The sequence below is a fragment of the Bacillus sp. TH22 genome, assembly GCF_016651015.1.
Classification (GTDB): domain Bacteria; phylum Bacillota; class Bacilli; order Bacillales; family Bacillaceae_G; genus Bacillus_A; species Bacillus_A mycoides.
The window spans coordinates 3,563,123-3,588,293 of the sequence record NZ_JAEKER010000001.1 but is presented as its reverse complement, the minus strand read 5'-3'; the positions used below and the strand labels follow the sequence as shown (position 1 = coordinate 3,588,293).

Sequence of the window (25,171 nt, the reverse complement as noted above, 5' to 3'; positions counted from 1 at the left end):
TCCTTTTTCTTCGACTATAATTAGTCTTGGTTTGTCATTTCTGCATATTTTTCTGCAGTTAATAACTTCTCAACTTGGCTTGCATCAGAAAGTTCAACTTTAACCATCCATGCACCCTCGTATGGAGATTCGTTAACTAGTTCTGGTTGGTCACTTAATTCTTCGTTTACTGCTACAACTTTACCACTTACAGGTGCGTATAATTCAGAAACTGTTTTAACAGATTCTACGCTTCCGAATGGCTCGTCAGCTTGGATTGTTGCACCTACTTCAGGAAGTTCAACGAATACGATATCGCCTAACTCACCTTGCGCAAAATGAGTAATACCGATAACAACCGCATTACCTTCTGTTTTTACCCATTCGTGTTCTTCAGAGTAACGTAAATTATTTGGAATGCTCATGACTGTACCTCCAGTGAATGTATTAATTATGTAAAAATACCTTATTGGTACTTTTTCCACACACTTTCAAACTGCTCTTCGTTAAAACCAAGTGTTACACTCGTTCCATCTGTTACAATTGGACGTTTAATTAACATGCCATCAGATGCTAAAAGCTCATACATTTCGTCTTCGCTTGCATCCTTTAACTTATCTTTTAAACCAAGTTCGCGGTAACGCATTCCACTTGTATTAAAGAATTTTTTTAATGGTAATTCACTTTTCTCATGTAAATTACGTAAATCTTCTTTTGACGGTGGATTTTCAACAATATGAATCATCTCATATGCTACATCGTTTGCCTCAAACCATTTCTTTGCTTTTTGACATGTGCCACATTTTGGATATGAATAAAATGTTACTGTCATAAATTCACCTACTTTTTTACTAACCTTTACCTTTATCATATAGAAAACATTTTATTATTTCAAACGATTATTCGCTAAACTTTTACTTATTTCGTGATAATTTTTAATAATCCTGCTAATTTTTCTTATTTTTCCGCCATTTATTAAGAAAAAATAAATATATAATTTTTTAAAATTTTTTCTCATCCCACGCCGAACATATATCTTAAACAAACGTTTGATTAATTTCATATTTTTCTACCCCAACCTTCGGAATACGTAGATTCTTTTATACCGAACATATACCTTAAACAAACGTTTGATTAATTTCATGTTTTTCTACCCCAATCTTTGGAATACATGAATTCTTCCATACCGAACATACCTCTTAAACAAACGTTTGATTAATTTCATGTTTTTCTATATCACCTTTGGAATACATGATTTTCTATACCGAACATATATCTTAAACAAACGTTTATCCCGCTATTTGCGGGCAGTAAGACTCCCACCTCGAAATTCGGCAAATGCGAGGAAGTTAGGTGGGAGATAACTGCTCGTAAAAGCCCGATTGGTGCGGGCTAATAATCAGTGGGGGATGGACACCCCCCACTGATTAAAGTTTCACTTTATTTAAAAAATAAGAAGTCCTTTTACAGGCTCCTTCATCATCGACTTAAATAGTCCGAAATGGTTTGAAATACTACTATATACATATTATGAATACTTTCTTCTGTATTTCCACCATTCGATAAACCTACTCCCCATTGTTGCCCTTCGCCACTTCCAATATTTGCAAAACCTTGCACGTACATAGCATTTACATCTTTTCGTGCACTGTTATACTCTATCCCTTTTGTAATAAAAGTTGAATATGATTTATCTTGTAAACCAATAAAAAATACTGGTTTCTTTAGCGATGAAAATACATCTTTATACTGCTCTTTCGAAGCTTCTTGAAAGTGCTCTTTCATTATTAGAAAACCATCTACTGCTCCAGATTCCTTTTTCAGTTCTTCTAACTTCACTTTTTCAAACTTTATATTTCTAAATGTATCTTTCGGCTTTTCACCAACAACTCCAATGACGAGTGCTCTCCCGTTATATTCTAAATTCTCTCCTTCTTTATCCTTTGCACACCCAGTACTCACTAGGCATAACAATATAAAAACTAAGAAATACAGTGAACGCTTCATATAGCACCCTCCCCCTCTTTTAAGTCAAGTGACAAAAATGTAAGGTGAATTCAAGAAAATGTAAGTAAAATCGATAGCCCAATTGGATTTTCTATATTATAATCAATTGAATTTATTTACATTACTAAAACATAGGAGATTATCATGAAGAAATTTAAACTTTCATCTCTTCTTCCGTTAAGTTATATACTTCTACTCGTACTCGTAAGTCCCCTTTACGATGTATTAAATAAATCTACTGTTCACGCAGTAGATGTCACAACTGTAGTAGATGATTGGATTCCATTTGTGAAAGCATTTATTATTCCTTACTTACTTTGGTTTCCATACTTATACGGTGCACTTATTTATTACTGTTTTGCTGATCGAAAGCAATATTATGTCACTTTAAGTAGTGTAATTCTTGGAAAACTTGCTTGTTTTTCGATTTATTTTTTTTGGCAGACAACTGTACCACGCCCAACCGTCGTTGGAACAGATGTATTTTCCGAACTAGTCCGCTATATTTATAGTATTGATCATCCAGTAAACTGCTTCCCAAGCATTCATGTCCTTACGACATTTGTAATTATGTTAGCTGCCTTTAAGCGCAAGGAACAGCATACTTTGGAATATTACATCCTTACTTTCTTCGGTACGCTTATTATTTTATCAACATTATTTACGAAGCAGCATGCATTTGTAGACGCCATTTCTGGAATGACGCTTGCAAGCGTACTATACTTTGGTGTTCAGCTATTATTAGCAAAAGAAACAGTACGTGTTCCAGTAAAACAAAATCATAAAATGTAAAAAAGCAGACTGTGGCTTCAGTCTGCTTTTCTCTATATTAAGGAGATTTTCAAATTAAGATTGTGGTACAGTCATGTCACCAGAATGAATACGACCTGCTTTTTTAAGAGCAATGTACAGTATATAAGAAACAGCTACTGGAATGATGATATAAGTGATTACCATCGCTGGGACAACTTCCCACCCTTGGCTGGAAATTAAATTAATTGGTGCGATAAGAGAGCTTAATCCAAGACCTGCAATTTCTTTTCCTGCTTCCAGTTGGAAAATTAATGCTGATACTGGGCCCACTATAGCACTGGCGACGACAGTTGGGACGAGAATCATTGGATTTTTAGTAATGTTCGGCAACTGTACTTTTGGAGTACAAAGTGCCTGAGCTAATATGCCACCTAAATTATTCTCTTTCGCTGAAATAACAGAGAATCCGATAAACTGAGCAACACATCCTGCAAGTGCTGCACCGCCTGCAACACCATCTAAGCTAAGTGCTATCGCTAACGCAGCTGATGAAGCTGGAGAGATAAGTAACAATCCCCAAACTACAGCAATCACGATAGAAGCGATAAACGGGCTACCCGCTGAACTATCTTTAATGAATGCTCCAACTGTATTTAAAACTGGGCTAATATTTTGAGCTAACCAAATACCGACTAAACCAGAACCTAATATTGCTGCAAATGGAACGAGCATCATATCTAAAGCAGTTTTTCCACTTAATCGTTTACCAATATAAACTGCTAAAGTCGCTGTTAATAATGCACCGATTGGTTCACCTGTTTTAATGATGAGACCAGCTTCAGTAATTGAAATGGAACCAGCTCCAATTGCTCCGGCTACCATCGCTGAGAAAATTACGAGTCCGTTTGCACCAAGCATAAAAGCAATCCCGGCTCCAATTGCTGGTGCCATAAGTGATTTTGCAACAACTCCGATTGTAATAAGTAATGGTATATCAACAATTCTTCCTATATTTTCGATCAGTAAACCAATTCCAAGGGATACGAAAATACCCTGTGCGATTCCGGCTGAAGCTTTAAACACACGAGACATTATATATTCCTTCATTTGTTTCACCTTCTCCTATAATTTAGTAACCAATTATTTTCATATAATCGCGTAAAACATCGTTTGATTTTGCAAAGCGACTTTCTTCATCTTCTGATAAGTTTAGTTCTACCACTTCTCTTATACCATCTCTAGTAATAATTGCTGGTACTCCTGTACAAATATCGTATTCGCCATATTCACCATCTAAAATAGCTGAAACAGCGATAACACGGTGATCATCATTGAAAATTGAGCGAGCAATATAAGCTAAAGAATTTCCGATTCCGTAATAAGTAGTTCCTTTGCGCTTATAAATTTCCCATCCAGCTTTTGCAGTCTTCTCAACAATTTTATCTAAATCTATTTCACCAAATCGGTCTTTTTTCTCTTCTAAAATTTGTAAAATCGGCTTTCCACCAACAGTTACGTGAGACCAAGCAACCATTTGAGAATCACCATGTTCTCCTAATGAATACCCATGAATACTACGAGGGTCTACATGTAACATTTCAGATAAAATTGTTCTTAAGCGAGAAGAATCTAGTGATGTACCTGTACCAATCACACGATTTCTAGGTAATCCAGATAACTTCCACACTTGATATGTAATAATGTCAACTGGGTTCGATGCGAGTAAGAAAATGCCATCAAATCCACTTTCCATTACGCCGCCAACAACACCCTCCATAATCTTAGCGCTTGCTCCTAAAGTGTCTAAACGACTTTGTCCAGGCTTCGGCGCTGGTCCTGCTGTAATAATGACAATGTCCATATCTTTGCAGTCTTCATAACTTCCTGCATATACTTTTGTTCTTGTATTTGTAAAGTTAATGCAATGTGATAAGTCCATCGCTTCTCCAACTGCACGTTCATGATTTATATCAATTAACAATAGCTCTTCGCAAATCCCTTGGTTTACAATGGAATACGCACAGCTTGATCCAACTAATCCAGTACCGATAATTGCAATTTTTCTTGTGTTTCTATTCATAGCAATCTCTCCTAATTGATCATGTAGTCTATTTCTTTCGTTCTTTACACCCCTAATTATAGAGGTTCTCACGATAGAAACCATGGATACTTTGTGAAATATTGAGCAAAGTTTTTGTCCTTTTTGTGAATTGTTATATTACATTTTCGTCATATTTGTTACAACTGAAAAAATATTTATTATGTATTTATTGACATATACCAAACAAAAAAACGAGCGAATCCATTCGCTCGTTTCATTCATCACACTATTCCGCACTTAATTGACTTTTCAATTGCTGCACAATCATTGGATTAGCAGGTGCTGCCGGCTTATAATAACTTTTTTGCTTTGCGTATTCATACATATTACGTTGACGGGATTCATCTTGATTACGAATTTGAATTAACGTTTGATGTAACTGTTCATTATCAGACTGAGAAATATAATTTGCATAACTTGTTAAACTTGAGTTTAACCCTGCTAAATAATCATTTACCATATCTTTTTCATTCATTTCTCTCTTCCTCCTATCCTAGAAAATTCATTAATTGCTGTTTCGTATTTCGTGCATCTTGTGCATCCTTTTGTAGCATTTGCTTTAGCTGTGGATCTGTACAAGCCTGTGCATACTGGTCCAATTTGTTAATAATCGTCGCATGTCCACCAATTAAATGACGTAAATTTTCTACTTCAAGCTCTGTTAAGTTTTGCATAGAATACTCCTACCTTTCTTTGTTCATTCACTATTTATTATTTGATTCTTTTTAAATCGTATTCATTAAAAACTTTTTTAAATCCCTTTCATACTCAAACCAACTACATCTGTTTATTTAAATGAATTTTTGTTATGATAACAGAATAATACGAACAATCAAAATAGAACTTATAACATCTGCATAGTTAACGAATAAACCATATTAAGAAGGTGTGCTTATACAAAAAAGTTTAAAGTTATCTTCTTTATTGTTTATGCAATCCTATATATGAAATTATTAATTGCTATATTAACTTCAAAGCCATTACTCACTTCTATACCGTTACATATGTTATTTCTCATTTGTTTCTTATTTATAGCACTTAACAATTATAAAAATCGTAACAATACATTTTTCCTAATATTTATTAGTGCGACTCTATTAGTAAGTGTTAGTTTAATTAAAATCACGCTTTTATAAACCTCTTACCAATTTATCTACATACAAAGGAGCAATGACTATGAAAATCCATAACTTCCTTACAAACACTCAAAAAAATTATGATCCGAATCCAAGCCAAGACCCTTTTGTATTTATGTTTTTCAACTTCTTATTAGCAATATATGCATTTCTAAAGCCTGCAAAATAATATCATTTAAATAAAAGGAGCCTCTAGATCATTAGAGGCTCTTTTTCATTAAATTCCTTTCTGCTTCTTCAATCGCTAGTTTCATGCGTAGCAAAGGGTCTTTAATCATCTTTCCGTGCCCTGTCGCCAATATAGATGGTTTATATTCCAGCAATTTTTGAGCGCTTGCCAAGGCAGTTTCTGCATCCCAAGTCCCAAACATAGGAAACGGAAAGAGCCACTTTATTTGTCCTGCGACCGCCACTCCTCCTTTAGTTTGAAATGCATCTCCAACAATTAGTGCATCGTTCCTCGTATCTAAAAACGCCATTGAACCTGGTGTATGACCTGGAGTCTCAATCGCTAAAAGAGAACCAATCTGATCACCCTCTTGAAGAAGAATATCTGGAATCGTCTTTATCTTTTTGGACACACCCACTTTTATCGGTGTGTTTCGTTCTCCATTTTGCAGTGCCATATCTCCTTCAAGTAAATGAGCATCTCTTTTAGAAATATAAACCGTAACATCCGGCAGCTCTTGTTTTATCGCATCAAGTGCTCCTATATGGTCATCATGCGCATGTGTAATAACGATATTCGTAATCGGTTTCCCTATTTTTCGAGCCGATTCTAAAATCTTCATTGCATAAAATGGTAAAGCTGCATCAATTAAAGTTAATCCTGTTTCTTCTTCAACAAAATAACAGTTAATCGGAAATAAACGTGGTAAAAATGCGATTTGATGAACTGTTCCTACTTTTATTACCTTCATCTCCTTTACCTCCATAAAAAAGAGCCGTTTACAAATACATATGTAAAACAGCCCTTTTCCAGTTAATATTTTCTTTTCAAAACTACGATAGTTAAAGCATAAGAACAAAGTACCCCTGCTAATAAAAATGCATTTGCTAATTTATATTGTTCGCCTGTCAATGAATATAGATTCCCGATTAAAAAGATAACTAAATATAGAAATAAAAATACAAATAACGAAATTTTAGCTGCATTCCCTGTAATATGCTCGCCTCTTTCGTCTTCCCCCTCATTCTTCTGAAAACGTGTTGAATATAAGACACCTATTAGTCCTGCTACTGAGATTATTCCCCCTACTACAACACTCATTCCGTTTCCCCCTCTATCTTATATTGAAAAACTTCATGAAACTCCTTACCCAAAATAAGTGCAATTTCAAAAGCTAAAATTAAAGATGGATTGTAACGATTTGCTTCAATTGAGGCGATCGTTTGTCTACTTACCCCAGCTTGGTTTGCTAAATCAGTTTGTGACCAGCGTTTTTCTGCTCTGAGTACAACGAGATTATTTTGTAAATTCCCACTCTGTTTCATAACCTCTCCTTGTTTTACATTATTTTCTATATTTTCATTGTAATTTATTTTTAACATCATGTAAACTATTTTTAACATCGGTAAAAATAAAAAACCAGCAGCCACAAGGCTACTGGTTCCCGCTGTTCTATTAAACTGTATAACGCTCATCTTCTAAAATTTTTGCAGCAATTTCACGTTTCTTCGGAATTACGTTAAGTGGTGTGTGGCGAGTTAATTTGCGTAATGATGATAACATCATGCGCAGCATGTCGCCATTTTCAACTGCGATAAGTGTTTCTTTCGCATCTGCTTCGATTTCGTTGAATGCTTCTTGGCAGAATACTTCAGTGTATAACACTTTTTGTTTATTCTTTTCAAGACCAGTTGTTTTAATTGCTTTTTCTGTACGAAGAAGAGCTGATTCCATTGCGTAAAGATTGCTTACGATGTCAGCGATATTCACAAGGATTTCTTGCTCTTTATCTAATGCTTTACCGTATTTTTGAGCAGCTAATCCAGCTACCATTAAACCGATTTTCTTCGCGTTAGTTACTAAATATTTTTGAAGTGCTAATGGCTCATCGCCTACTTCTTCTGGCATCATCATCATTAACTCTTCTTGTAATTTTTGTGCTTTTTGAAGAAGTGGTAATTCACCTTTCATCGCTTTACGTAAGAACGTACCTGGTACGATTAGGCGGTTAATTTCGTTCGTTCCTTCGAAAATACGGTTAATACGAGAATCGCGGTACATTCTTTCAATCTCGTACTCTGCCATAAATCCGTAACCACCGTGAATTTGAACACCTTCATCTACTGTATAATCTAGTACTTCAGAACCGAATACTTTATTTAAAGAACACTCGATTGCATATTCAGCGATAGAAGCTGCTACTGCTTTACCGTCTTTTACTTCTTCTTCAGATAATGTGCTCATGCGGCTTTCGAATAAACCTACTGTACGGTATACAGAGCTTTCAGCTGCATATGTTTTCGCTGCCATATTCGCAAGCTTCTCTTGAATTAATGGGAAACGAGCGATTGGTTGTTTGAACTGTTGACGTTGATTTGCATATTGTGCTGAAATTTCTACTGCACGTTTCGCAGATCCAACTGTACCAACACCTAATTTATAACGGCCGATATTTAAAATGTTGAACGCGATAATATGACCTTTACCGATTTCACCAAGTAAGTTTTCTTTCGGTACTAATGCATCTTCTAAAATTAACGTACGAGTTGAAGAACATTTAATACCCATTTTCTTTTCTTCTGGGCTTGTAGATACACCAGCATATTCTTTCTCTACGATAAATGCTGAGAAGTGCTCTCCATCAATTTTTGCGTATACGATAAATACGTCAGCGAATGCAGAGTTTGTAATCCATTGCTTTTCACCATTTAATACGTAATGTGTACCTTCTGCATTTAAACGTGCCGTTGTTTTTGCACCTAATGCGTCAGATCCTGAACCTGGCTCTGTTAATGCGTATGCAGCTAATTTTTCACCAGTTGCAAGTAGTGGTAAATATTTTTTCTTTTGCTCTTCGTTACCGAATAACACGATTGGTAAAGATCCGATACCTACGTGAGCACCATGAGTAATTGCAAAACCACCAGCGCGCGAGAATTTCTCTGCGATTAACGCTGAGCTTACTTTATCAAGACCAATTCCGCCGTACTCTTCTGGTACGTCAGCGCCTAATAAACCAAGTTCACCAGCTTCTTTTAAAAGACGAACAGAACGATCAAATTCGTGTTGCTCTAAATATTCAAGCTCTGGAAGAACTTCATTTACGATAAAGTCCTCTGTCGTTTTTGCAATCATTTTATGCTCAGATGAAAAATCTTCTGGCGTAAATACTTGATCAATCGTAATCTCCTCTACTAAAAAGCTACCGCCTTTAACCGCATTTCCTACTGTTTTTTCCATGAAAATTTCCTCCTTCATATTTTCATAAGCCGCTTTTCTCATTTTGAAAGAAGCTGGCTCTCATTTTTTTTATAAACCTTTGTTGCTTCCATTCTTTGCTTTAGCGCCCTCTTGTTCTGAGCGAGCCGCCTGCACTTTTTTTATAATCTAGTTCCAGCGGCTAGAATGTTCGGTGGCTAAAATGTTCGGTGGCTTCGCTTCTTCCTACGAGGCAAAGAGCGCCTCTTCGTCTGAAGCTCCATCCCCCTCACATTCTGAGCGAGCCGCTTACACTTTTTTTTATAGTAATTCAAACACTCCCGCTGCTCCCATTCCGCCGCCGATACACATTGTTACGATACCGAATTGTTGGTTGCGACGTTTCATTTCGTGAATAAGAGATAGTGTTAGTTTTGCTCCTGTACAGCCAAGTGGATGTCCAAGTGCGATTGCACCGCCGTTTACGTTTACTTTTTCTTCATCTAAACCAAGTTCACGAATAACTTGGATAGATTGAGAAGCAAATGCTTCATTTAGTTCAAATAGACCGATATCAGATAGCTCTAAACCAGCTAATTTTAACGCTTTCGGAATTGCAGCAATTGGGCCGATTCCCATTACTTCTGGTGGTACTCCAGCTACTGCGAATGAACGGAATTTTGCAAGTGGCTTCATGCCATCGCTCACTGCTTTTTCACGATCCATTAATAGTACAGATGCTGCACCGTCACTCATTTGTGAAGAGTTACCAGCCGTTACAGAACCGCGAACGTTAAATGCTGGACGTAATTTACCTAAAATGTCTAGCGTCGTCTCTGCTCTTACACCTTCGTCTTGTGCGAAAATGATTGTTTCTTCTTGCAGTTTGTTGTTTGATCCAACCGAGCGTAACGTCACATCTACAGATACTGTTTCATCCGCAAAGTTCCCTGCAGCTAATGCTTTCGCAGCACGTTGATGACTTCTTACTGCAAATGCATCTTGTTCTTCACGAGAAATTCCATATTTCACAGCAACTTGCTCTGCTGTATGTCCCATACCCATATAATATTCTGGAGCAGCTTCTACAAGGCGACTGTTCGGACGAACAACGTGCCCCATCATTGGAACTAAACTCATTGATTCCGCTCCGCCCGATAATACAGCTTCAGAGTGACCAAGCATAATGCGCTCTGCTCCGTAAGCGATACTTTGTAAACCTGAAGAACAGTAACGGTTAATTGTAATAGCTGGAACATCGTAAGAAAGTCCTGCTAGCCCACCGATATTACGAGCCATATTTAAACCTTGCTCTGCTTCTGGCATCGCACAACCGAAAATTAAATCATCGATTGGTCCTTCATAATTCGCACGCTTTAACGTTTCTTTTACTACTAACGCCCCTAGATCGTCAGGACGAACTGTTTTTAATGAACCCCTCTTTGCTTTTCCAATTGGTGTTCTTGCTCCCGCAACAATGACAGCTTCTCTCATGAACGATATCTCCCCTCGTTATTAGTTACGTAATGGTTTTCCTTTTACAAGCATGTGCTGCATTCTTGCTTGTGATTTCATCTCACTTACTAAGCTAATAAATGCTTCACGTTCTACATCTAATAAATACTGCTCATCAACTTCTGTTCCGTACGGCACTTTTCCGCCCGCAATGACATATGCCAGTTTCTTCGCAATGTGCAGATCATGTTCAGAAATGTAACCTGATAAATGCATTGCCTCTGCACCAAGTACAAGCGCTGCATATCCTGTCTCACCAACAACTGGTATCTTTTTGCGGATAGGTGCTTTATAACCTGCTTCATATAAAGAAAGTGCTTTTTGTTTCGCATCATATAGTAAGTGATCACCATTCACACTAATACCGTCTTTATCGCCTAAGAAGTTGTTCGATACAGCTTCTTGTGCTGATGTAGAAACTTTCGCCATCGCTACAGATTCGAATACTTTATTCGCAACTTTTTGTAAGTCAAATTCTACACCGTTTGCCATTTTGTTTAAGTGTTTAATGTATAACTCTTTGTTACCGCCTCCGCCAGGGATTAAGCCAACACCTACTTCTACTAAGCCCATATATGTTTCGCTAGAAGCTTGAATGCTCGCTGCTGGTAAACAAACTTCTGTACCGCCGCCAAGCGTCATACCATATGGCGCCGCTACAACTGGCTTAGAAGAGTACTTAATTTTCGTCATTGCATCTTGGAAGTTTTTCACAACCCACTCAATTTCAAAGTAGTTGTCGTCTTGTGCTTCCATTAAGATCATTGCAAGGTTCGCACCAACGCAGAAGTTCTTCGATTGGTTTCCGATAACAAGACCTTTATAATTTTTCTCTACTTCATCAACAGCGTAGTTAATCATTTGCGTAATATCCATACCGATTGCATTGCTCTTCGAATGGAATTCTAAGCAAAGGATACCATCGCCTAAATCGATTAAGCTCGCTCCGCTATTTTTCTTTAATACGCCATTTTTCGCTTTTAATTGTTTAAGAGAAATTGCCTTTTTATTACGTTCGATTAGCTTATATTCGCCATTATCGTAATAGTAGCTATCTCCGTTATCGTGTTTGTAGAAAGTAGTGAAACCTTTCTCTAACATTTCTTTCACCCAAGTCGGAACAACTACGCCGTTTTCTTCCATCTTTTGAACGGACTTTTCAACGCCGATTGCATCCCAAACTTCAAATGGCCCTTGCTCCCAGCCGAAGCCCCACTTCATCGCTTGGTCAATTGCAACGATATCGTCAGCAATTTCTTTATGAAGTTTTGCAGAGTATAAAAGAGTTGGTGTGATGATGTTCCATAACAACTCTCCTGCGCGGTCTTTCGCGTATACAAGCGCTTTCAATTTATTCGATAAACCTTTTTCTTGTTTACTTAACTCGATAGATGCAGCTTTTAATTTCTTGCGAGCTTCGTATTCCATCGTTTCAGGATTTAGTTCTAAAATTTCTTTTCCTTGTTTTAAGAAGAAGCCTTGACCTGTTTTGCTTCCAAGCCATTTTTTATCAAGCATGTCATGCATGAAAGCAGGTACTTTAAATACATCACGCTCTTCTTCTTGTACATTTTCATATACGTTATTTGCAACGTGTACAAATGTATCTAAACCAACAACATCTAATGTACGGAACGTTGCGCTCTTCGGACGACCAATTAATGGACCTGTTACAGAGTCAACTTCTCCAATGCTATAGCCACGCTTAATCATTTCTTGAAGCGTTACAAGCAATCCATACGTACCGATGCGGTTTCCAATAAAGTTTGGTGTGTCTTTTGCGATAACAACGCCTTTTCCAAGAACGTCTTCGCCAAATAGTTTCATGAAGCTTAATACTTGTGGATCAGTTTCTTTCGTCGGTATTACCTCTAGAAGTTTTAAATATCGTGGTGGGTTAAAAAAGTGTGTTCCTAAGAAGTGTTTCTGGAAGTCTTCTGAACGACCCTCTGCCATTTTTTCAACGGAAATGCCTGATGTATTTGAGCTCACAATTGAGCCTGGTTTACGAACAGCATCTACTTTTTCAAATAGTTTCTTCTTTATATCTAAGTTTTCAACTACTACTTCAATAATCCAATCTACATCAGCTAGACGCTCAAGATCATCTTCTAAGTTACCTGCTTCAATCAGTGCTAAATTTCCTTTCACTGTCAGAGGAGCTGGTTTTTGCTTTAATAGTTTTTGCACAGCCGTATTACTAAAACGATTTCTCACACTTTTATGTTCTAATGTAAGTCCCTTCGCCTCTTCTTCTTTCGTAAGCACAGGTGGTACAATATCAAGCAATAATGTCGGAATACCAATATTAGCTAAGTGTGCCGCAATCCCTGAACCCATTACGCCTGAACCTAGAACAGCAGCCTTTTTAATTTGGAACATCCATTTCTCCCCCTATTCTTGAATGAATGCTCATTCAATTTTTCGACATAAGTCGCAATCAATGAGTGAGCCTCTACTAATAAATATATGATACAGTTTGAATTTTCGCAATATATTTATTGATAAAATTTTCTGAAATAAATATATTTCTTTCATTTGGCTATGCTATACATGTGTATTTTCTTCATCAAAATGCACTTTTCCTTTTTATAATCTGACGAAACTGGAGGAATATATATGGCAAAACTTAAGAAGAACCCTTCAAAAGCTGGAATTAGCGCAGCAAGTGTAACTGGAAATGCAGGTCCGCATAATCACGGTGTTGAAAAAGGGCGTCAAAGTAATAACCAACAATATAAGAAGCATAATATGGGCGAAAAATAACGGTATATTTTTGGGCAGAGAACGTGGCATAATGATTAATGGCTGCTTTTTCTGCCCAATTTATTTGTACATATGGAAAACAAAAGAGGGAACGACGATGAAACGAACAATAATTATGATTGTAATGATTGCCACACTATTTACAGGGATGATTTTCTTCTCTTATGCACAAAGGCAACAAGTTGTAAGAGCAGATCAGCCTAACATTACTGGGCAATACGGGATTACAATCGATGCAGACACAGGTGAAATTTTGTATGGAAAACGGGAAGATGAACGCTCTTATCCGGCTAGTATAGGGAAAATGATGACTACCTTACTCTTACTAGAAAATGTGAAAGAAGATGAAGAAATTACGGTTACAGAGAATGCGATTAAAACGGAAAGTCAAAGTAAGAAGATTGAGCTTCGCGCGGGTGAAAAATTAAAACGTGATGAGGCATTAAAACTTATGCTTATTATTAGTGCAGACCCAATCGCTGAGTCAATTGCAGAACATATCGCAGGATCAAAAAATGAGTTTGTGAAAATGATGAACGCTAGGGCGAAGGAACTTGGGACAAAACATGCGACTTTCAAAAACGCAAGTGGTGCTGATGCACTTGGAAATAAAGTATCACCTTATGATATTGCTATTATTACGAAAGAAGCCTTGAAGTATCCGATCGTTTTAGAATATATGAATTCAATACATACAACACTACATACTTCAGAGCGTTCTCCGAAAATCGCAAACTATGGACGGGAAGAACTATATGATGATCCATATGCGATTGGAAGTAAAAGCGGTTTATCAGCACTCGGAAAATACACAGTCGTAACAGTTGATGAAAAAGACGGTAAACGCGTCATTAACGTCGTGTTATCTTCTACTCGTACGCAGCTATATCCTGATACGAAGAAAATGGCGCACTACGCATTTCAGCAATTAAAATAACCAAGGAGTATTTTCTCCTTGGTTATTTTTTGATCATACCTTTTAATACGAACGCAACGTTTGCTGGACGTTCTGCTAGACGGCGCATGAAATAGCCATACCAGTCGTTTCCATAAGGCACGTAAACGCGCATTTTGTAACCTTCTTTTACTAGCTCAAGTTGACGCTCTGTACGAATACCAAATAACATTTGGAATTCAAATTGATCCCTTGGAATGTTGTGTTCTTCCGCAAGTTTTTTCGTATATTCAATAATCGCTTCGTCATGTGAAGCAATTGCAGTGTAATTTCCATTTAATAAGTGCATTTTAATAATTTTTTTATAATTGTCATCTACATCTTTCTTTTCCGGGAACGCTACTTCTTCAGGTTCTTTATAGGCCCCTTTTACAAGACGTAAATTAGGATTATAAGCGTTTAAATCTTCCATATCTTTTTCTGTACGATATAAGTAAGCTTGAATAACTGTACCAATATTATCGTATTCAGACTTTAATTGTTTAAAGATATCAATTGTTTTTCCGCAGCGCGTATAGTCTTCCATATCAATTGTAATAAACACACCGTTTTCTTTTGCAACTTCTAAAATACGGCGCATATTATTCATTACGATTTCGTCAGAAATATCTAATCCCATAGAAGTCATCTTTAAAGAAAGCTGCGAATTAAGACCTTCTCTTCCAATTGCACGAATCGCTTCAATCGATTCGCTAGCCATTTCATTTGCTTCCGCTTCGTTATCAACGAATTCACCTAAATAATCGATTGTTACACAAAGACCTTGCTTATTTAATGCTTTAATTGCAGCTGTCGCTAATTCAATCGTTTCCCCTGCGACGAAGCGACCTGCACCAAAGCGTAAACCGTACTTTTTAGCCAGTTTTGTTAGCGCTTTATTTTTAGATAAGAAAAGAAACGAATTTCGCATTAATTGTTCCATGTAATTCACCCCTACGACTATAATTTATCTGTTTTTTACCCCTCTTCAAAATTATATCATTGTTTAAAATTATTTGATACAAATAATTATTTAGATAATTTATAAAATACTATCAAAACATTTAAAACCCTATATTCTCGTTTGTAGATATGAAGAAAATATTTTTCGACATTCAGAAAAAACGGGTTTACTAGGGAAAAATGAGCATGCCGAAAATATTCGACATGCTCACAAAACCATTTATATTTCATGTAAATTATATAAGGATATTAATAACAAAAACTTGAGGTAACATTATCTCAAACCTTCTTACTTCTCATTTCGCTTCTCATCATTCAGCTTTTTAATATTCGTAATTAACTGTACCATCTCTTCTTTTGCATCTGGATACGTCTCATTCCAATGTTTCACTAAAGCTGGCATCGTCTTAGCCATATAAGAATAAAGTGCCCATTTCTGTACCTGCTCTTTTCGCTCTTCGTTGCTCTCTCCAAGTAATAATTCCGTGTATTTCTCTAACAAGCCATCAAACTGCTCATTAAACTTTTCACTCATCTTATTTTCCTCCTATATGAAAAAAGCAGCGAAGATCGCTGCTTTTTCTTATAATTTTGATCGAACAGAGTTTAATTTCTTCTCCATCGTGCTTACTTTATCACGACGATCATCGATACGAATTGTTGTTGCAACACGCTGTGCACCTTTCGTATATGGCACTTCATGCATTTGTTGAATTACTTCTAAAATGACAGGAAGATCTCCTTCAATTACTGTATTCATCGGTGTTAATTGATACTTCACACGATCAGCATTTTTCTCTAGTACCTTTTGTACTTCTGCTACATATTCACTAACACTTGGATTACCTGTTCCTACTGGAATAATCGATACATCAACAATTGCCATAATAATCTTCCTCCTATAACTACTTTATATATATCCATTGTCTATTTTACCGAAATCCTCATCATTTTACTAATACATTACTCTTCTACTTTAAACTGCTCAATCAATTTTTCTAAGTCCTGCATATTCTCTGTCAAACTTTCCATCGTATGAGCTACTTTTTCTAAATGATTCACTTGTGACTCAGTTGCTGCATTTACCTCTTCAGAAACAGCCGCACTCTCTTGACTCGTGCTAGCAATTGTTTGCATAACTTCTGTAATTTCTTCTTGCTCGTGACCTATGTTATTTACCTCTTCTACAATTTTTTCAACTGAGGTACTAATAGTATTTACAACTGACATAATTGTGCGGAATTCTGTCTCCGCCTCTGTCGTAACTTTATTTTGTATATCAGCAATATCTTTCAACTTACTTACAACTTCTACAACTCGCTTTACTTCTAATTGTACATCACCAATCATCGTTGCAATCTCTCCGGTTGCCTCTTTTGATTGTTCAGCTAAATTTCGAACCTCTTCAGCAACAACCGCAAATCCCTTACCTTGTTCACCTGCACGTGCTGCTTCAATCGAAGCATTTAAAGCAAGTAAATTTGTTTGATCCGAAATACCTTTTATAAGCTCTACAACATTTTGAATCGATCCAACTCTTTGCTCTAACTTACCAGACGCTTCCTCTGTATGAACAATGATAGAAGATGATTGTCCTCTCGTACGAACTAAATTCCGCATCGTATTTAACCCTTGTTTAGATGCTTCCTCTGCTTTGCCGGTCACTCCCTTTATTTCACCAACGGAACTATTCATCTGTTCCATCGACTGTGCCATATTTTCAAGTTGTGCTGAAACTTCATCTACACTATTAGCAAGAGTAGACGCGCCTCCGCTCACATCATCCATTGCACCTGAAACTTCTCGACTAGCTGCTACAGTTTCATTCGTTAAATAATGCAGATTGTGAGTCGATTTCTGTACTGTCGATACACTATTTTTAATTTTACTTACCATTTCATTCATTTGCTCAACCATATGATTAAAATGATTTGTCAGTTCTCCGACTTCATCCTTACTTGTCACTTTCATTTGCAACGTTAAATCACCTTCCGCTACTTTTTGAACGTGATTCGTTAATAATTGTAACGGTCTTGCTAATCTTCTTGAGAATAAATATGAAGCTAATATTCCAATCAATAAACTGATACATGCCATTATAATAACTGTATTTCTTGTTTCTACGAGTAAGTTATCAATTGACTCTTTCGGATATACAATCCCAATTTTCCATTTCATCTTATCAAACACTTGACTGTAGGCCACTACATCTTTTCCACCTAATGTCGCCGCCGCAAATTTCGTTTCATCTTTATTTAAACTTTTAACAAGTGGTTCTTTCGAAACATCTTTTCCTACTTTCTCCGGGTACACAATGGCAATATTTTTATCATTTATAACAAACATTTCTCCGCCATTATTATATTGAATATTATGGAGTAGCTTTTGAATCGTTCCTAGTGATACATCCATTGCTACAACACCTAACACAGAACCATCTTGTCCGACAATGGCTTTTGAAACTCCAATACTTAACTTACCCGTCGCGATTTCATATTGTGGTTCTCCCCAAATAGTCGATTCTGTAGCTGCTTCTGACGCTTTATACCAAGGGCGACTCGTCGGATCATATCCTTCTGGAACTGTCCCACCATCTGCAAGATTTGCACTCAACGTTTTTTTATCTTTCGTCCCAATGTAGACATCTAAAATATCAGGATGATTCTTTTTAAACCTTGAAAATTCCTTTAAAATAAAACTCTCCTCTTCTGGAGTAACCCCATCTTGTAGCATGTTTTGAATATCATCATGAGATCCGTAATGACCCATATCTTCTTCAATTCGCTGCATAAATGCAGTTAACTGCTCTGTCACAAGATCCATCGTATTTTCAGAATACTGGTCTAAGGAGTGCGTTTCTTTCTCTTTTTGCAATTGATACATAGCTGTACCTAATATTACGAACATCATAGAAATAAGTACCGAAAATACTACTGCAATTTTTAAGCGTAAACTTCTCAACATATTCCCTCAAGCATCCCCTTCTCGGTAAAATTTAATCGTATTAATCACTATATTAAGTATAATAGATAAATTAGAAAGCTCAATCCATATAGTTTAAAAAATTGAAATTTATTCTCATTTCAATCAACTTACTTGTTATCTCAACACTTGTGTAAAAACAAATAGTTCATTATCCTTAACATATAATCTCATTCGTTCGGAGGGAACTATGCTACAAAAATTCGGTTTCTCACAATATGAAAGCCAAGCTTATGAAGTTGTCGTATCAAGCAATGACCCATTAGATGCAACAACTATCGTTAAACATTCAGGTGTTCCAAAAGCAAAAATATACGAAGTGTTAGCACGACTCATTGATAAAGGGATGGTAATGGATTCTGTTTCTGAAAAGAAAAAATTGTATACAGCATTACCACTCAAGCTAGCAATTGAAAAGTTAACGACAGAATTCCAATCTAATATTAAAGAACTTGAAAATAATATTTCTAAAAAGTCATTTACAGATGACCGCGTTTGGAGTTTAAAAATGCAGTCTTCTATTAAAGTACAAAGTAGGCAACTTATAGAAGATGCGAAAGAATCCATACGCATCTCCGCATGGAACGATACCCTTTTAGAATATCTTCCTTTACTAGAACAAAAAGAAAAACAAGGCGTCCAAGTCGAGTCCCTCATAGTTGGAAAAGTGGAAACTGACTTAGAAAACATGCATTTTTTAATCCCAGCTCAAGAACCTAACGCATTAGAGCGTTATTTACTACTCATCGTTGACGATCGTGAAATTTTATTTGCTGGTGTAGAGCAAGGATCATGGCAAGCGATGAAAACAATGTCACAACCTTTCGTGAAGTTCTTTACGGAGTTCTTCTATCATGACGTTGCACTTGCGAAGATTACAGAGAAGCACCATGATCTCTTTATGCAGGATGAGGAAATTAAGGAATTGTTGATGAAGTTGAGATATTAACAAATCCCAAAATCGATTCTACCATTTGAATAGATAATATAATTTTTTATACAAAAAAAGCTGTACCAAACGGAGTTTTACATACTCATTTGGTAGAGCTCTTTTTTACACTTTCGCTAATTCAATTTTATTTAGTTGGTTTTTCGGATGGTTTTGATTTGTAAATACAGAGCGTTCATTTCACGACTTTTTTTGCTCCTTTATCTCCATCAAAAGCTCAATAATCTTCTCATTTTGCTCTACTTGTTTCTCTGAATTTTGATAGATGAAACGAATCCATCTAAATACAAAAATAATAAGAAATAATGGGACTAAAGAAATTAGAAAACCAATAATTGAAAAATTAGACTCCATATACTATCACCTCGCTATATACTCCCTTCTCCATTTCTCTACTAACCCCTGCAATTTTTTACACAAAAAAGAACCTATCAAATGATAGATTCTTCTTTCGTAAGCTGATTCGAGCGTCCTCTCGTAATAGAGAAAATCGCACAAAGCAGTGCCAATATAATGAAAACGCCGCCTACCCAAGCGTTATATATAACAGATGATTTCTCAATAACAACTCCGCCCACTGTTGAACCGAGCGCAATTCCTAAATGAAGTGCAGAGTTATTTAAACCTTGCTGAATACCAGCTGATTCTGGTGCAATTTCAATTAAATAGTTTTGCTGTGCTGGCGAAATTGCCCAGCTTAGCATACTCCAAAGCCCCATCATAATAATGAAGAGTGGGAATGAGAATGTCATCATCGGCAACATAAAGATTGCACATGCAAATACGATAATGATGGAAATAATACTTTTCTTCGATCCCCATTTATCAGCAAGCCAGCCGCCAAGGCCACCTCCAAGTACCGCTGCAATTCCGAAAATGAAGTAAAACACACTAATCCAATTTGCTTCAACATGCATCACATCTTTTAGAAACGGCGTTAAATATGCGTATAGCGTTAAATGACCTGTTAAAAATAAAAATGATGTTAACTGTGCGCTTACAATCTTTTTATCCTTTAACGTAGCAATTTGTTCTCTTATTGATAATACCGATGTCGCTGGTACTTTCGTTAAGAATAATGAAATACAAGCAATCGCCATAACCGTTAATATTGAAATTAATACAAATGGTGCACGCCACCCATATGCATTTCCGAGCACAAGACCTAGCGGTACTCCAAGTACGAGTGATCCACTAATACCCATGAAAATGATTCCAATTGCACGCGCACGGAAATGCGGCTCTACTACACTAGAAGCAAGTGTTACCGATAGTGCAATAATAAGCGATCCACTCGCTGCACAAAATACTCTCGAGAACATTAACATCCCGTAATTCACACTAAATGCCGAAATGATATTTCCAATTAAGAAAATTGATAATGCCACAACATACAATTTCTTTCTTTCAAACTTGCCTGTTAATGCTAATAAAACTGGCCCCGATAGAGCGAATACTACTGAAAATATTGTAATAAGCTGACCAGCTGCACTAATCGACACACCTAAATCATTAGCAACTAAATCAAGCGTTCCTCCTATAATTAGCTCAACCGTTCCGACTACGAAAGCCGCAATAGCTAAAATATATACACGAAAATTCAAACCTTTCCCCACACTTTCTCTTTTGGTTACTACCATTATAGTAACCAAAAGAGAAAGTGGGCGCAAGTACAAATTTTTTTACAGCGAAAAAAGCAGGCGTATTATACGCCTGCCCTTCAATCATTAAACTCCAGTTTCTTTCTTCTTATTTAAGTACCAATACACCGGAAGTCCAGTAAATACCATTCCAATTGATAAGAAACAACTTACCGGATCGTTAATAATTGCACTTCCAAGTACGAACAATGACCCTAAAATCGCAACGATTGGTACAATCGGGAATAACGGTACACTATATGCACGCTCTTTATCCTTGTTACGTCTTCGTAAAATGAAGACACCAATAAACGTCATTACGTAGAAAATATAAATAATGAATACGGAAATCTCAGATAGCTTATTCGGATCACTAATAAGCATTAAAATAATTCCTAAAATGATTTCAACAGTAATCGCATTCGCTGGTGTTTTAAATCTCGAATTTTCTTTTGCAATAAACTTAGAAAACGGAAGGTGTCCACGCTCTGCCATCGACATCGGAATACGTGGAAATGTTAAAATCTTTCCATTTAAACAACCGAAAATAGAAATGATAATACCGATACTAATAATTTTCCCGCCATATTCTCCAAGTAACATGCCCGCAGCTGTCGCCGTTGCGTTTTCTCCAAGGGCTACAATTTTCGCTGCTGGTAATACATTTAGTAACGCTAAGTTAATTAATACGTAAGCAGCTGTTACAATTAAAATCCCAACTGTCATTGCCTTCGGTAATAACTTTGTTGGATTCTTCATTTCTCCGCCAATAGAAGCAAGCAAAATCCAGCCATCATAGGCAAATAAAGTTGCTAAAATTGCCATCCCGATACTTTGATTTTCTGATATCGGTACAACTACGTTGAAGATATCACTATTCCCTTTCCAAAACCCTAGCACAACAATTAATATAATTGGAATCATCTTCCCAACTGTCGTAACCGTTTGGACGATGCCCCCATATTTTGTTCCCAAACTATTTATAACGCCTAGGAACACAACTGTTCCAATTGCGATTGGTAAATTCCAGACTTTATCTAAATAGAAAAAATTGATCATTAAAGAACTAAAATACAAACCTAACGTTCCAATAATAGCTGGTCCATAAACAATTGTTTGCATCCAGCCAGATAAATACCCCCAAAAACTTCCGTAAATCTCCTCTAAATACGTATACAACCCACCATTTTTCGGAATTTGCGCTCCAATTTCGGCTACTGTTAAACCACTTGCTAACGTCAACAGACCACCAATTACCCAAGCAAGAATAGCCATATTAGAACTCCCTGAGTAATCTAATACGCTCCCTGGTTTCATAAACACACCAGACCCAATAATAGTTCCTACTACGATAGAAAGTGCTACTGTTAAACCAATTTTGTTTTTCTCATCATGATGCATGCTGCGTATCCTCCTTCCAATTCTAGTGTGATGCAAAAATGAAATAAAAAAACACTCCTCCCTAAAAAAGGGACGAGTGTTGTATTCGTGGTTCCACCCTTGTTTCAATTAGTAAAGTGACACACTTCACCAATTTCTCAAGTCTAAATAACGGTTTTTGCCGGCATGCAATTACTAGATATACGTTCACTGCTGCAGTTCAGAGGTGGTAATCGATTTTCCCGTATTAGGAAGCTCACAGCCAAAGGCCTCCCTCTCTGATAATCGTAAAAAACTGATCATATCCTCATCATCACTTCTTGATGTCGAATTTTGTAGTTGTTTCCCATTATATTGAATTGTTAGAAAAAAACAATATATTTTTTATATAACATAAGAAACATTTCTCTTCTTATATTATAACAGAAGTTCCGACACTTCTCTAATTCCCTAAAAATGGTATGATTCATGTAGGAGGTGTACTAATAATGATTGCTATTTTTTGTATCATCGCTACGGTTCTTTCTTTTATATTCGCTATCATGTACAGGCACAAGTATCCTGGTTATAGCATTTTAGCGGTAGCTATTATACCAGCTTCTTCCTTCTACGTATTAGGTAAATACCAATATACTGAAGTGTTTATCGGTTTTGCAATCTTCTACTGCATCTTTGGATACATACTAACAATGAAAAGAATTTCGATAAAGTGAAACTTTAATCAATGGGGGTTTTATCCATCTCCCACTGATTATTAGCCTTCACCAATCGGGCGTTTACGGGCAGTTGATCTCCCACCTAACTTCTTTGCTCTAATCCAATTTTGAGGTGGGTGTCTTACTGCCCGTTAATGCGGGATGAATCATTAAAAGGGACCGATTTCTGCTTACAGAAATCGGTCCTCGCATTTGGCATATGTACCTTTCGGTTGCCCGCACGAAAGATACTACATAGTTCAATTATTTATCATCTTTTTTCATAAAAAATTTATGATTTGGAAGATCCACATTTAAATCTGCTAATTGTTTCTTTTCCTTTTCTAAAATCGCTTTCGCTTTTTCTTTTGTCGCCTCATCTAAGTTTGCAAAGATGTCTTCATGCTTCCCTTTCTCTGGAAGATTCACACCTAGTTTTGTCAATTCTTCTTTCGCTTGCTCGCGAGTTAATTTCCCGGACTTTTCTTGCTCAAAAATGGACTTCGCTTTTTCTTTTGTCGCCTCATCTAGATTCGCGAACATATCACCGTGCTTCCCTTTCTCTGGGAATTTCACACCTAGTTCTTTCAACTTCGCTTTCGCTTGCTCACGAGTTAGTGTTCCAGACTTTTCTTGCTTCAAAATTGCTTCCGCCTTTTCTTTTGTCGCCTCATCTAAATTCGCGAATATATCTTTGTGCTTCCCTTTCTCTGGGAATTTCACGCCTAACTTTGTTAATTCCTCATTTGCTTGTTCGCGAGTTAATTTCCCGGATTTTTCTTGCTCTAGAATCGACTTCGCTTTTTCTTTTGTCGCCTCATCTAAGTCCGCAAGCATGTCTTTGCGTTTCTCCTTCTCTGGAAGTTTCACACCTAATCCCTCTAACTGTTTCTTTGTATCATCCATAATCGTTTTTACTTTTTGTTTTGTCGCTTCATCTAAATCCTTCTTCGCAGTTTTTGTAACTTGCTCGGCCGCTGGAGTATTCGTTGCCGCAAACGCTGGTATGCAAGCTCCTCCTATAATTCCAAATGATAAAGCACCTGCAATTGCTACATACCCAACTGTTTTCTTCTTCATAGGAAATTTCCTCCTTCATATTTCTAAAGCATGTACACTTTCGTATACAATGCCAATAGTAATGTTGGTTTCTTAAAATTTCCTTAACGATTTAAATAAAAAAACACCGCTCATCACGAGCGGCGTTTTTCTAAGCTTTTTGTAATTGTAATTCTTCACGTTCCATTACTCTTCTTAATACAATTGTTTGTGTCATTGTAAATAAGTTACCTGTAATCCAATACAGCACCAGTCCTGATGGCGCCGCAAATCCCATAAATAGAATCATTGCAGGCATCATAATTTGCTGTATTTTCAGCATTTGAACTTGTTCTCCAGGCGTTACATTTGATTGGAACACCTTCATTTGAATAAATGTTGTTAACGCTGCGATAATCGGTAATATATGATATGGATCTGCATGTCCTAGGTTCACCCATAAAAATGAAGATGTACGAATCTCTTCAGTTCGGCTAATCGCATAATACAAAGCAGAGAAAATCGGCATTTGTATAAAGATTGGCCAGCACCCTGCTAACGGATTCCAACCGCCTGATTTCATTAGTTCTGACATTTCTTTTTGATACTGCTTTTGTTTTTCAAGATCTTTACCCACATCACCGTATTTCTGTTTCAGCTTCTGTAATTCAGGTTGCATTTTTTTCATTTTCGCTTGGCTACGATATTGCGAAACAGCTAATGGAATCATTGCTGAACGAATAACGAGCGTCATGATAATGATGGCAATCCCGAAGCTAGCTCCAGGTATATGATGAGCAACAAATTGAATCATAAATGAGATTGGATATACGAAATAATGGTTCCAAATTCCCGTACTATGTGAATCAATTGTACCTGCATTACTGCAGCCAGATAAAACAAAAACAAGTAATAATGATAAACTAATGAGCCTAGCTCGGTATGATTTTAACATGTTCATTCCTC

General features: G+C 36.7%; 27 protein-coding genes, 1 pseudogene and 1 other annotated feature. Of the genes and pseudogenes, 5 read left to right on the top strand and 23 right to left on the bottom strand.

Annotated features, from left to right (window positions below):
* Positions 1-20 precede the first annotated feature (20 nt).
* The 3 genes from gcvH to JFU18_RS18105 form a co-directional block, all read right to left on the bottom strand.
* Complete coding sequence (gene gcvH / locus JFU18_RS18115) at positions 21-404, bottom strand: glycine cleavage system protein GcvH (protein WP_000026895.1); 384 nt, start codon at positions 402-404, stop codon at positions 21-23.
* Between the two features lie 41 nt (positions 405-445).
* Complete coding sequence (locus tag JFU18_RS18110) at positions 446-811, bottom strand: arsenate reductase family protein (RefSeq protein WP_002129756.1); 366 nt, start codon at positions 809-811, stop codon at positions 446-448.
* Between the two features lie 647 nt (positions 812-1,458).
* Complete coding sequence (locus JFU18_RS18105) at positions 1,459-1,986, bottom strand: hypothetical protein (protein ID WP_201034463.1); 528 nt, start codon at positions 1,984-1,986, stop codon at positions 1,459-1,461.
* A gap of 144 nt (positions 1,987-2,130) precedes the next feature.
* On the opposite strand from JFU18_RS18105, the gene JFU18_RS18100 reads away from it, so the two are divergent.
* Positions 2,131-2,778, top strand: a complete 648-nt coding sequence (locus JFU18_RS18100; RefSeq protein WP_113938390.1) for a phosphatase PAP2 family protein — start codon at positions 2,131-2,133, stop codon at positions 2,776-2,778.
* Between the two features lie 54 nt (positions 2,779-2,832).
* On the opposite strand, the gene JFU18_RS18095 is transcribed toward JFU18_RS18100, so the two are convergent.
* From JFU18_RS18095 to JFU18_RS18050, 10 genes are all read right to left on the bottom strand, one after another.
* On the bottom strand, positions 2,833-3,846 hold the full coding sequence (locus tag JFU18_RS18095) for a PTS sugar transporter subunit IIC (protein ID WP_002089394.1): 1,014 nt from the start codon (positions 3,844-3,846) through the stop codon (positions 2,833-2,835).
* 22 nt (positions 3,847-3,868) lie between these two features.
* Positions 3,869-4,819, bottom strand: coding sequence for an L-lactate dehydrogenase (locus JFU18_RS18090; RefSeq protein ID WP_483862059.1), 951 nt, complete (start codon positions 4,817-4,819; stop codon positions 3,869-3,871).
* A gap of 247 nt (positions 4,820-5,066) precedes the next feature.
* The gene (locus tag JFU18_RS18085; protein ID WP_002034620.1) at positions 5,067-5,315 is read right to left on the bottom strand and encodes a spore coat protein; all 249 of its coding nucleotides are present in this window, start codon (positions 5,313-5,315) and stop codon (positions 5,067-5,069) included.
* Between the two features lie 13 nt (positions 5,316-5,328).
* Entirely contained in the window at positions 5,329-5,514 is a 186-nt protein-coding gene (locus JFU18_RS18080; protein WP_201034464.1) for a hypothetical protein, read from the bottom strand.
* Between the two features lie 662 nt (positions 5,515-6,176).
* Entirely contained in the window at positions 6,177-6,896 is a 720-nt protein-coding gene (locus JFU18_RS18075) for an MBL fold metallo-hydrolase (RefSeq protein WP_201034465.1), read from the bottom strand.
* A 62-nt stretch (positions 6,897-6,958) separates the two neighbouring features.
* Complete coding sequence (locus JFU18_RS18070; protein WP_201034466.1) at positions 6,959-7,246, bottom strand: DUF2178 domain-containing protein; 288 nt, start codon at positions 7,244-7,246, stop codon at positions 6,959-6,961.
* A complete protein-coding gene (locus JFU18_RS18065) occupies positions 7,243-7,470 on the bottom strand; it encodes a helix-turn-helix transcriptional regulator (protein ID WP_201034621.1) in 228 nt (75 codons plus the stop codon). Before JFU18_RS18065 ends, JFU18_RS18070 begins: the two co-directional genes overlap by 4 nt.
* Before the next feature lie 130 nt (positions 7,471-7,600).
* Positions 7,601-9,385 carry an acyl-CoA dehydrogenase family protein gene (locus tag JFU18_RS18060; protein WP_088293166.1) on the bottom strand — a complete coding sequence of 595 codons (1,785 nt, stop codon included), beginning with the start codon at positions 9,383-9,385 and terminating at the stop codon, positions 7,601-7,603.
* A 279-nt stretch (positions 9,386-9,664) separates the two neighbouring features.
* Positions 9,665-10,837 carry an acetyl-CoA C-acetyltransferase gene (locus tag JFU18_RS18055; protein ID WP_001206332.1) on the bottom strand — a complete coding sequence of 391 codons (1,173 nt, stop codon included), beginning with the start codon at positions 10,835-10,837 and terminating at the stop codon, positions 9,665-9,667.
* A gap of 21 nt (positions 10,838-10,858) precedes the next feature.
* Positions 10,859-13,240, bottom strand: coding sequence for a 3-hydroxyacyl-CoA dehydrogenase/enoyl-CoA hydratase family protein (locus JFU18_RS18050; RefSeq protein WP_201034467.1), 2,382 nt, complete (start codon positions 13,238-13,240; stop codon positions 10,859-10,861).
* A 237-nt stretch (positions 13,241-13,477) separates the two neighbouring features.
* Here JFU18_RS18050 and JFU18_RS18045 point away from each other — a divergent pair, with 237 nt between their 5' ends.
* Positions 13,478-13,624, top strand: a complete 147-nt coding sequence (locus JFU18_RS18045) for a YuzL family protein (protein WP_002034611.1) — start codon at positions 13,478-13,480, stop codon at positions 13,622-13,624.
* A 97-nt stretch (positions 13,625-13,721) separates the two neighbouring features.
* Entirely contained in the window at positions 13,722-14,561 is an 840-nt protein-coding gene (locus tag JFU18_RS18040; protein WP_201034468.1) for a D-alanyl-D-alanine carboxypeptidase family protein, read from the top strand.
* Positions 14,562-14,583: 22 nt separating this feature from the next.
* Here JFU18_RS18040 and JFU18_RS18035 read toward each other — a convergent pair whose 3' ends face one another.
* The 5 genes and pseudogenes from JFU18_RS18035 to JFU18_RS30540 form a co-directional block, all read right to left on the bottom strand.
* Positions 14,584-15,501, bottom strand: coding sequence for a proline dehydrogenase family protein (locus JFU18_RS18035; protein ID WP_201032035.1), 918 nt, complete (start codon positions 15,499-15,501; stop codon positions 14,584-14,586).
* A 309-nt stretch (positions 15,502-15,810) separates the two neighbouring features.
* Positions 15,811-16,056, bottom strand: coding sequence for a YusU family protein (locus tag JFU18_RS18030; RefSeq protein WP_001290599.1), 246 nt, complete (start codon positions 16,054-16,056; stop codon positions 15,811-15,813).
* 48 nt (positions 16,057-16,104) lie between these two features.
* On the bottom strand, positions 16,105-16,407 hold the full coding sequence (locus JFU18_RS18025; RefSeq protein ID WP_001018862.1) for an MTH1187 family thiamine-binding protein: 303 nt from the start codon (positions 16,405-16,407) through the stop codon (positions 16,105-16,107).
* Between the two features lie 77 nt (positions 16,408-16,484).
* Complete coding sequence (locus tag JFU18_RS30545; protein WP_374101402.1) at positions 16,485-17,309, bottom strand: methyl-accepting chemotaxis protein; 825 nt, start codon at positions 17,307-17,309, stop codon at positions 16,485-16,487.
* Positions 17,310-17,432: 123 nt separating this feature from the next.
* Positions 17,433-18,404 (bottom strand): annotated as a pseudogene (locus JFU18_RS30540) (cache domain-containing protein); the annotation flags it as partial.
* Positions 18,405-18,693: 289 nt separating this feature from the next.
* Here JFU18_RS30540 and JFU18_RS18015 point away from each other — a divergent pair.
* Positions 18,694-19,452: a TrmB family transcriptional regulator gene (locus tag JFU18_RS18015; RefSeq protein ID WP_201032037.1), complete on the top strand. Its 759-nt coding sequence runs from the start codon at positions 18,694-18,696 to the stop codon at positions 19,450-19,452.
* A 180-nt stretch (positions 19,453-19,632) separates the two neighbouring features.
* On the opposite strand, the gene JFU18_RS18010 is transcribed toward JFU18_RS18015, so the two are convergent.
* The 3 genes from JFU18_RS18010 to JFU18_RS18000 form a co-directional block, all read right to left on the bottom strand.
* Positions 19,633-19,806 (bottom strand): hypothetical protein, encoded by a 174-nt coding sequence (locus JFU18_RS18010; protein WP_002034605.1) that lies wholly within the window; start codon positions 19,804-19,806, stop codon positions 19,633-19,635.
* 77 nt (positions 19,807-19,883) lie between these two features.
* A complete protein-coding gene (locus JFU18_RS18005; protein ID WP_201032038.1) occupies positions 19,884-21,068 on the bottom strand; it encodes an MFS transporter in 1,185 nt (394 codons plus the stop codon).
* Positions 21,069-21,179: 111 nt separating this feature from the next.
* Positions 21,180-22,493: an APC family permease gene (locus JFU18_RS18000; protein ID WP_201032039.1), complete on the bottom strand. Its 1,314-nt coding sequence runs from the start codon at positions 22,491-22,493 to the stop codon at positions 21,180-21,182.
* Positions 22,494-22,558: 65 nt separating this feature from the next.
* Positions 22,559-22,795: a binding site (T-box leader), on the bottom strand.
* 165 nt (positions 22,796-22,960) lie between these two features.
* Between JFU18_RS18000 and JFU18_RS17995 the strand changes: the two genes are divergently transcribed.
* A complete protein-coding gene (locus JFU18_RS17995; RefSeq protein WP_201032040.1) occupies positions 22,961-23,185 on the top strand; it encodes a hypothetical protein in 225 nt (74 codons plus the stop codon).
* A 246-nt stretch (positions 23,186-23,431) separates the two neighbouring features.
* On the opposite strand, the gene JFU18_RS17990 is transcribed toward JFU18_RS17995, so the two are convergent.
* Both JFU18_RS17990 and JFU18_RS17985 read right to left on the bottom strand, forming a co-directional pair.
* Positions 23,432-24,247, bottom strand: a complete 816-nt coding sequence (locus JFU18_RS17990; RefSeq protein WP_201034470.1) for a hypothetical protein — start codon at positions 24,245-24,247, stop codon at positions 23,432-23,434.
* A gap of 130 nt (positions 24,248-24,377) precedes the next feature.
* Positions 24,378-25,160 carry a membrane protein insertase YidC gene (locus JFU18_RS17985; RefSeq protein WP_002067972.1) on the bottom strand — a complete coding sequence of 261 codons (783 nt, stop codon included), beginning with the start codon at positions 25,158-25,160 and terminating at the stop codon, positions 24,378-24,380.
* Positions 25,161-25,171 lie beyond the last annotated feature (11 nt).

Coding starts and splice junctions, on each gene's coding strand:
- JFU18_RS18035 (WP_201032035.1), bottom strand. CDS start 15,501: ATGGAACAATTAATGCGAAATTCGTTTCTTTTCTTATCTAAAAATAAA.
- JFU18_RS18060 (WP_088293166.1), bottom strand. CDS start 9,385: ATGGAAAAAACAGTAGGAAATGCGGTTAAAGGCGGTAGCTTTTTAGTA.
- JFU18_RS18085 (WP_002034620.1), bottom strand. CDS start 5,315: ATGAATGAAAAAGATATGGTAAATGATTATTTAGCAGGGTTAAACTCA.
- JFU18_RS18090 (WP_483862059.1), bottom strand. CDS start 4,819: ATGAATAGAAACACAAGAAAAATTGCAATTATCGGTACTGGATTAGTT.
- JFU18_RS18025 (WP_001018862.1), bottom strand. CDS start 16,407: ATGGCAATTGTTGATGTATCGATTATTCCAGTAGGAACAGGTAATCCA.
- JFU18_RS18015 (WP_201032037.1), top strand. CDS start 18,694: ATGCTACAAAAATTCGGTTTCTCACAATATGAAAGCCAAGCTTATGAA.
- JFU18_RS18030 (WP_001290599.1), bottom strand. CDS start 16,056: ATGAGTGAAAAGTTTAATGAGCAGTTTGATGGCTTGTTAGAGAAATAC.
- JFU18_RS18055 (WP_001206332.1), bottom strand. CDS start 10,837: ATGAGAGAAGCTGTCATTGTTGCGGGAGCAAGAACACCAATTGGAAAA.
- JFU18_RS18095 (WP_002089394.1), bottom strand. CDS start 3,846: ATGAAGGAATATATAATGTCTCGTGTGTTTAAAGCTTCAGCCGGAATC.
- JFU18_RS18110 (WP_002129756.1), bottom strand. CDS start 811: ATGACAGTAACATTTTATTCATATCCAAAATGTGGCACATGTCAAAAA.
- JFU18_RS30545 (WP_374101402.1), bottom strand. CDS start 17,309: ATGGATGATGTGAGCGGAGGCGCGTCTACTCTTGCTAATAGTGTAGAT.
- JFU18_RS18105 (WP_201034463.1), bottom strand. CDS start 1,986: ATGAAGCGTTCACTGTATTTCTTAGTTTTTATATTGTTATGCCTAGTG.
- JFU18_RS18040 (WP_201034468.1), top strand. CDS start 13,722: ATGAAACGAACAATAATTATGATTGTAATGATTGCCACACTATTTACA.
- JFU18_RS18070 (WP_201034466.1), bottom strand. CDS start 7,246: ATGAGTGTTGTAGTAGGGGGAATAATCTCAGTAGCAGGACTAATAGGT.
- JFU18_RS18010 (WP_002034605.1), bottom strand. CDS start 19,806: ATGGAGTCTAATTTTTCAATTATTGGTTTTCTAATTTCTTTAGTCCCA.
- JFU18_RS17985 (WP_002067972.1), bottom strand. CDS start 25,160: ATGTTAAAATCATACCGAGCTAGGCTCATTAGTTTATCATTATTACTT.
- JFU18_RS18065 (WP_201034621.1), bottom strand. CDS start 7,470: ATGAAACAGAGTGGGAATTTACAAAATAATCTCGTTGTACTCAGAGCA.
- JFU18_RS17990 (WP_201034470.1), bottom strand. CDS start 24,247: ATGAAGAAGAAAACAGTTGGGTATGTAGCAATTGCAGGTGCTTTATCA.
- JFU18_RS18000 (WP_201032039.1), bottom strand. CDS start 22,493: ATGCATCATGATGAGAAAAACAAAATTGGTTTAACAGTAGCACTTTCT.
- JFU18_RS17995 (WP_201032040.1), top strand. CDS start 22,961: ATGATTGCTATTTTTTGTATCATCGCTACGGTTCTTTCTTTTATATTC.
- JFU18_RS18080 (WP_201034464.1), bottom strand. CDS start 5,514: ATGCAAAACTTAACAGAGCTTGAAGTAGAAAATTTACGTCATTTAATT.
- gcvH (WP_000026895.1), bottom strand. CDS start 404: ATGAGCATTCCAAATAATTTACGTTACTCTGAAGAACACGAATGGGTA.
- JFU18_RS18100 (WP_113938390.1), top strand. CDS start 2,131: ATGAAGAAATTTAAACTTTCATCTCTTCTTCCGTTAAGTTATATACTT.
- JFU18_RS18050 (WP_201034467.1), bottom strand. CDS start 13,240: ATGTTCCAAATTAAAAAGGCTGCTGTTCTAGGTTCAGGCGTAATGGGT.
- JFU18_RS18045 (WP_002034611.1), top strand. CDS start 13,478: ATGGCAAAACTTAAGAAGAACCCTTCAAAAGCTGGAATTAGCGCAGCA.
- JFU18_RS18075 (WP_201034465.1), bottom strand. CDS start 6,896: ATGAAGGTAATAAAAGTAGGAACAGTTCATCAAATCGCATTTTTACCA.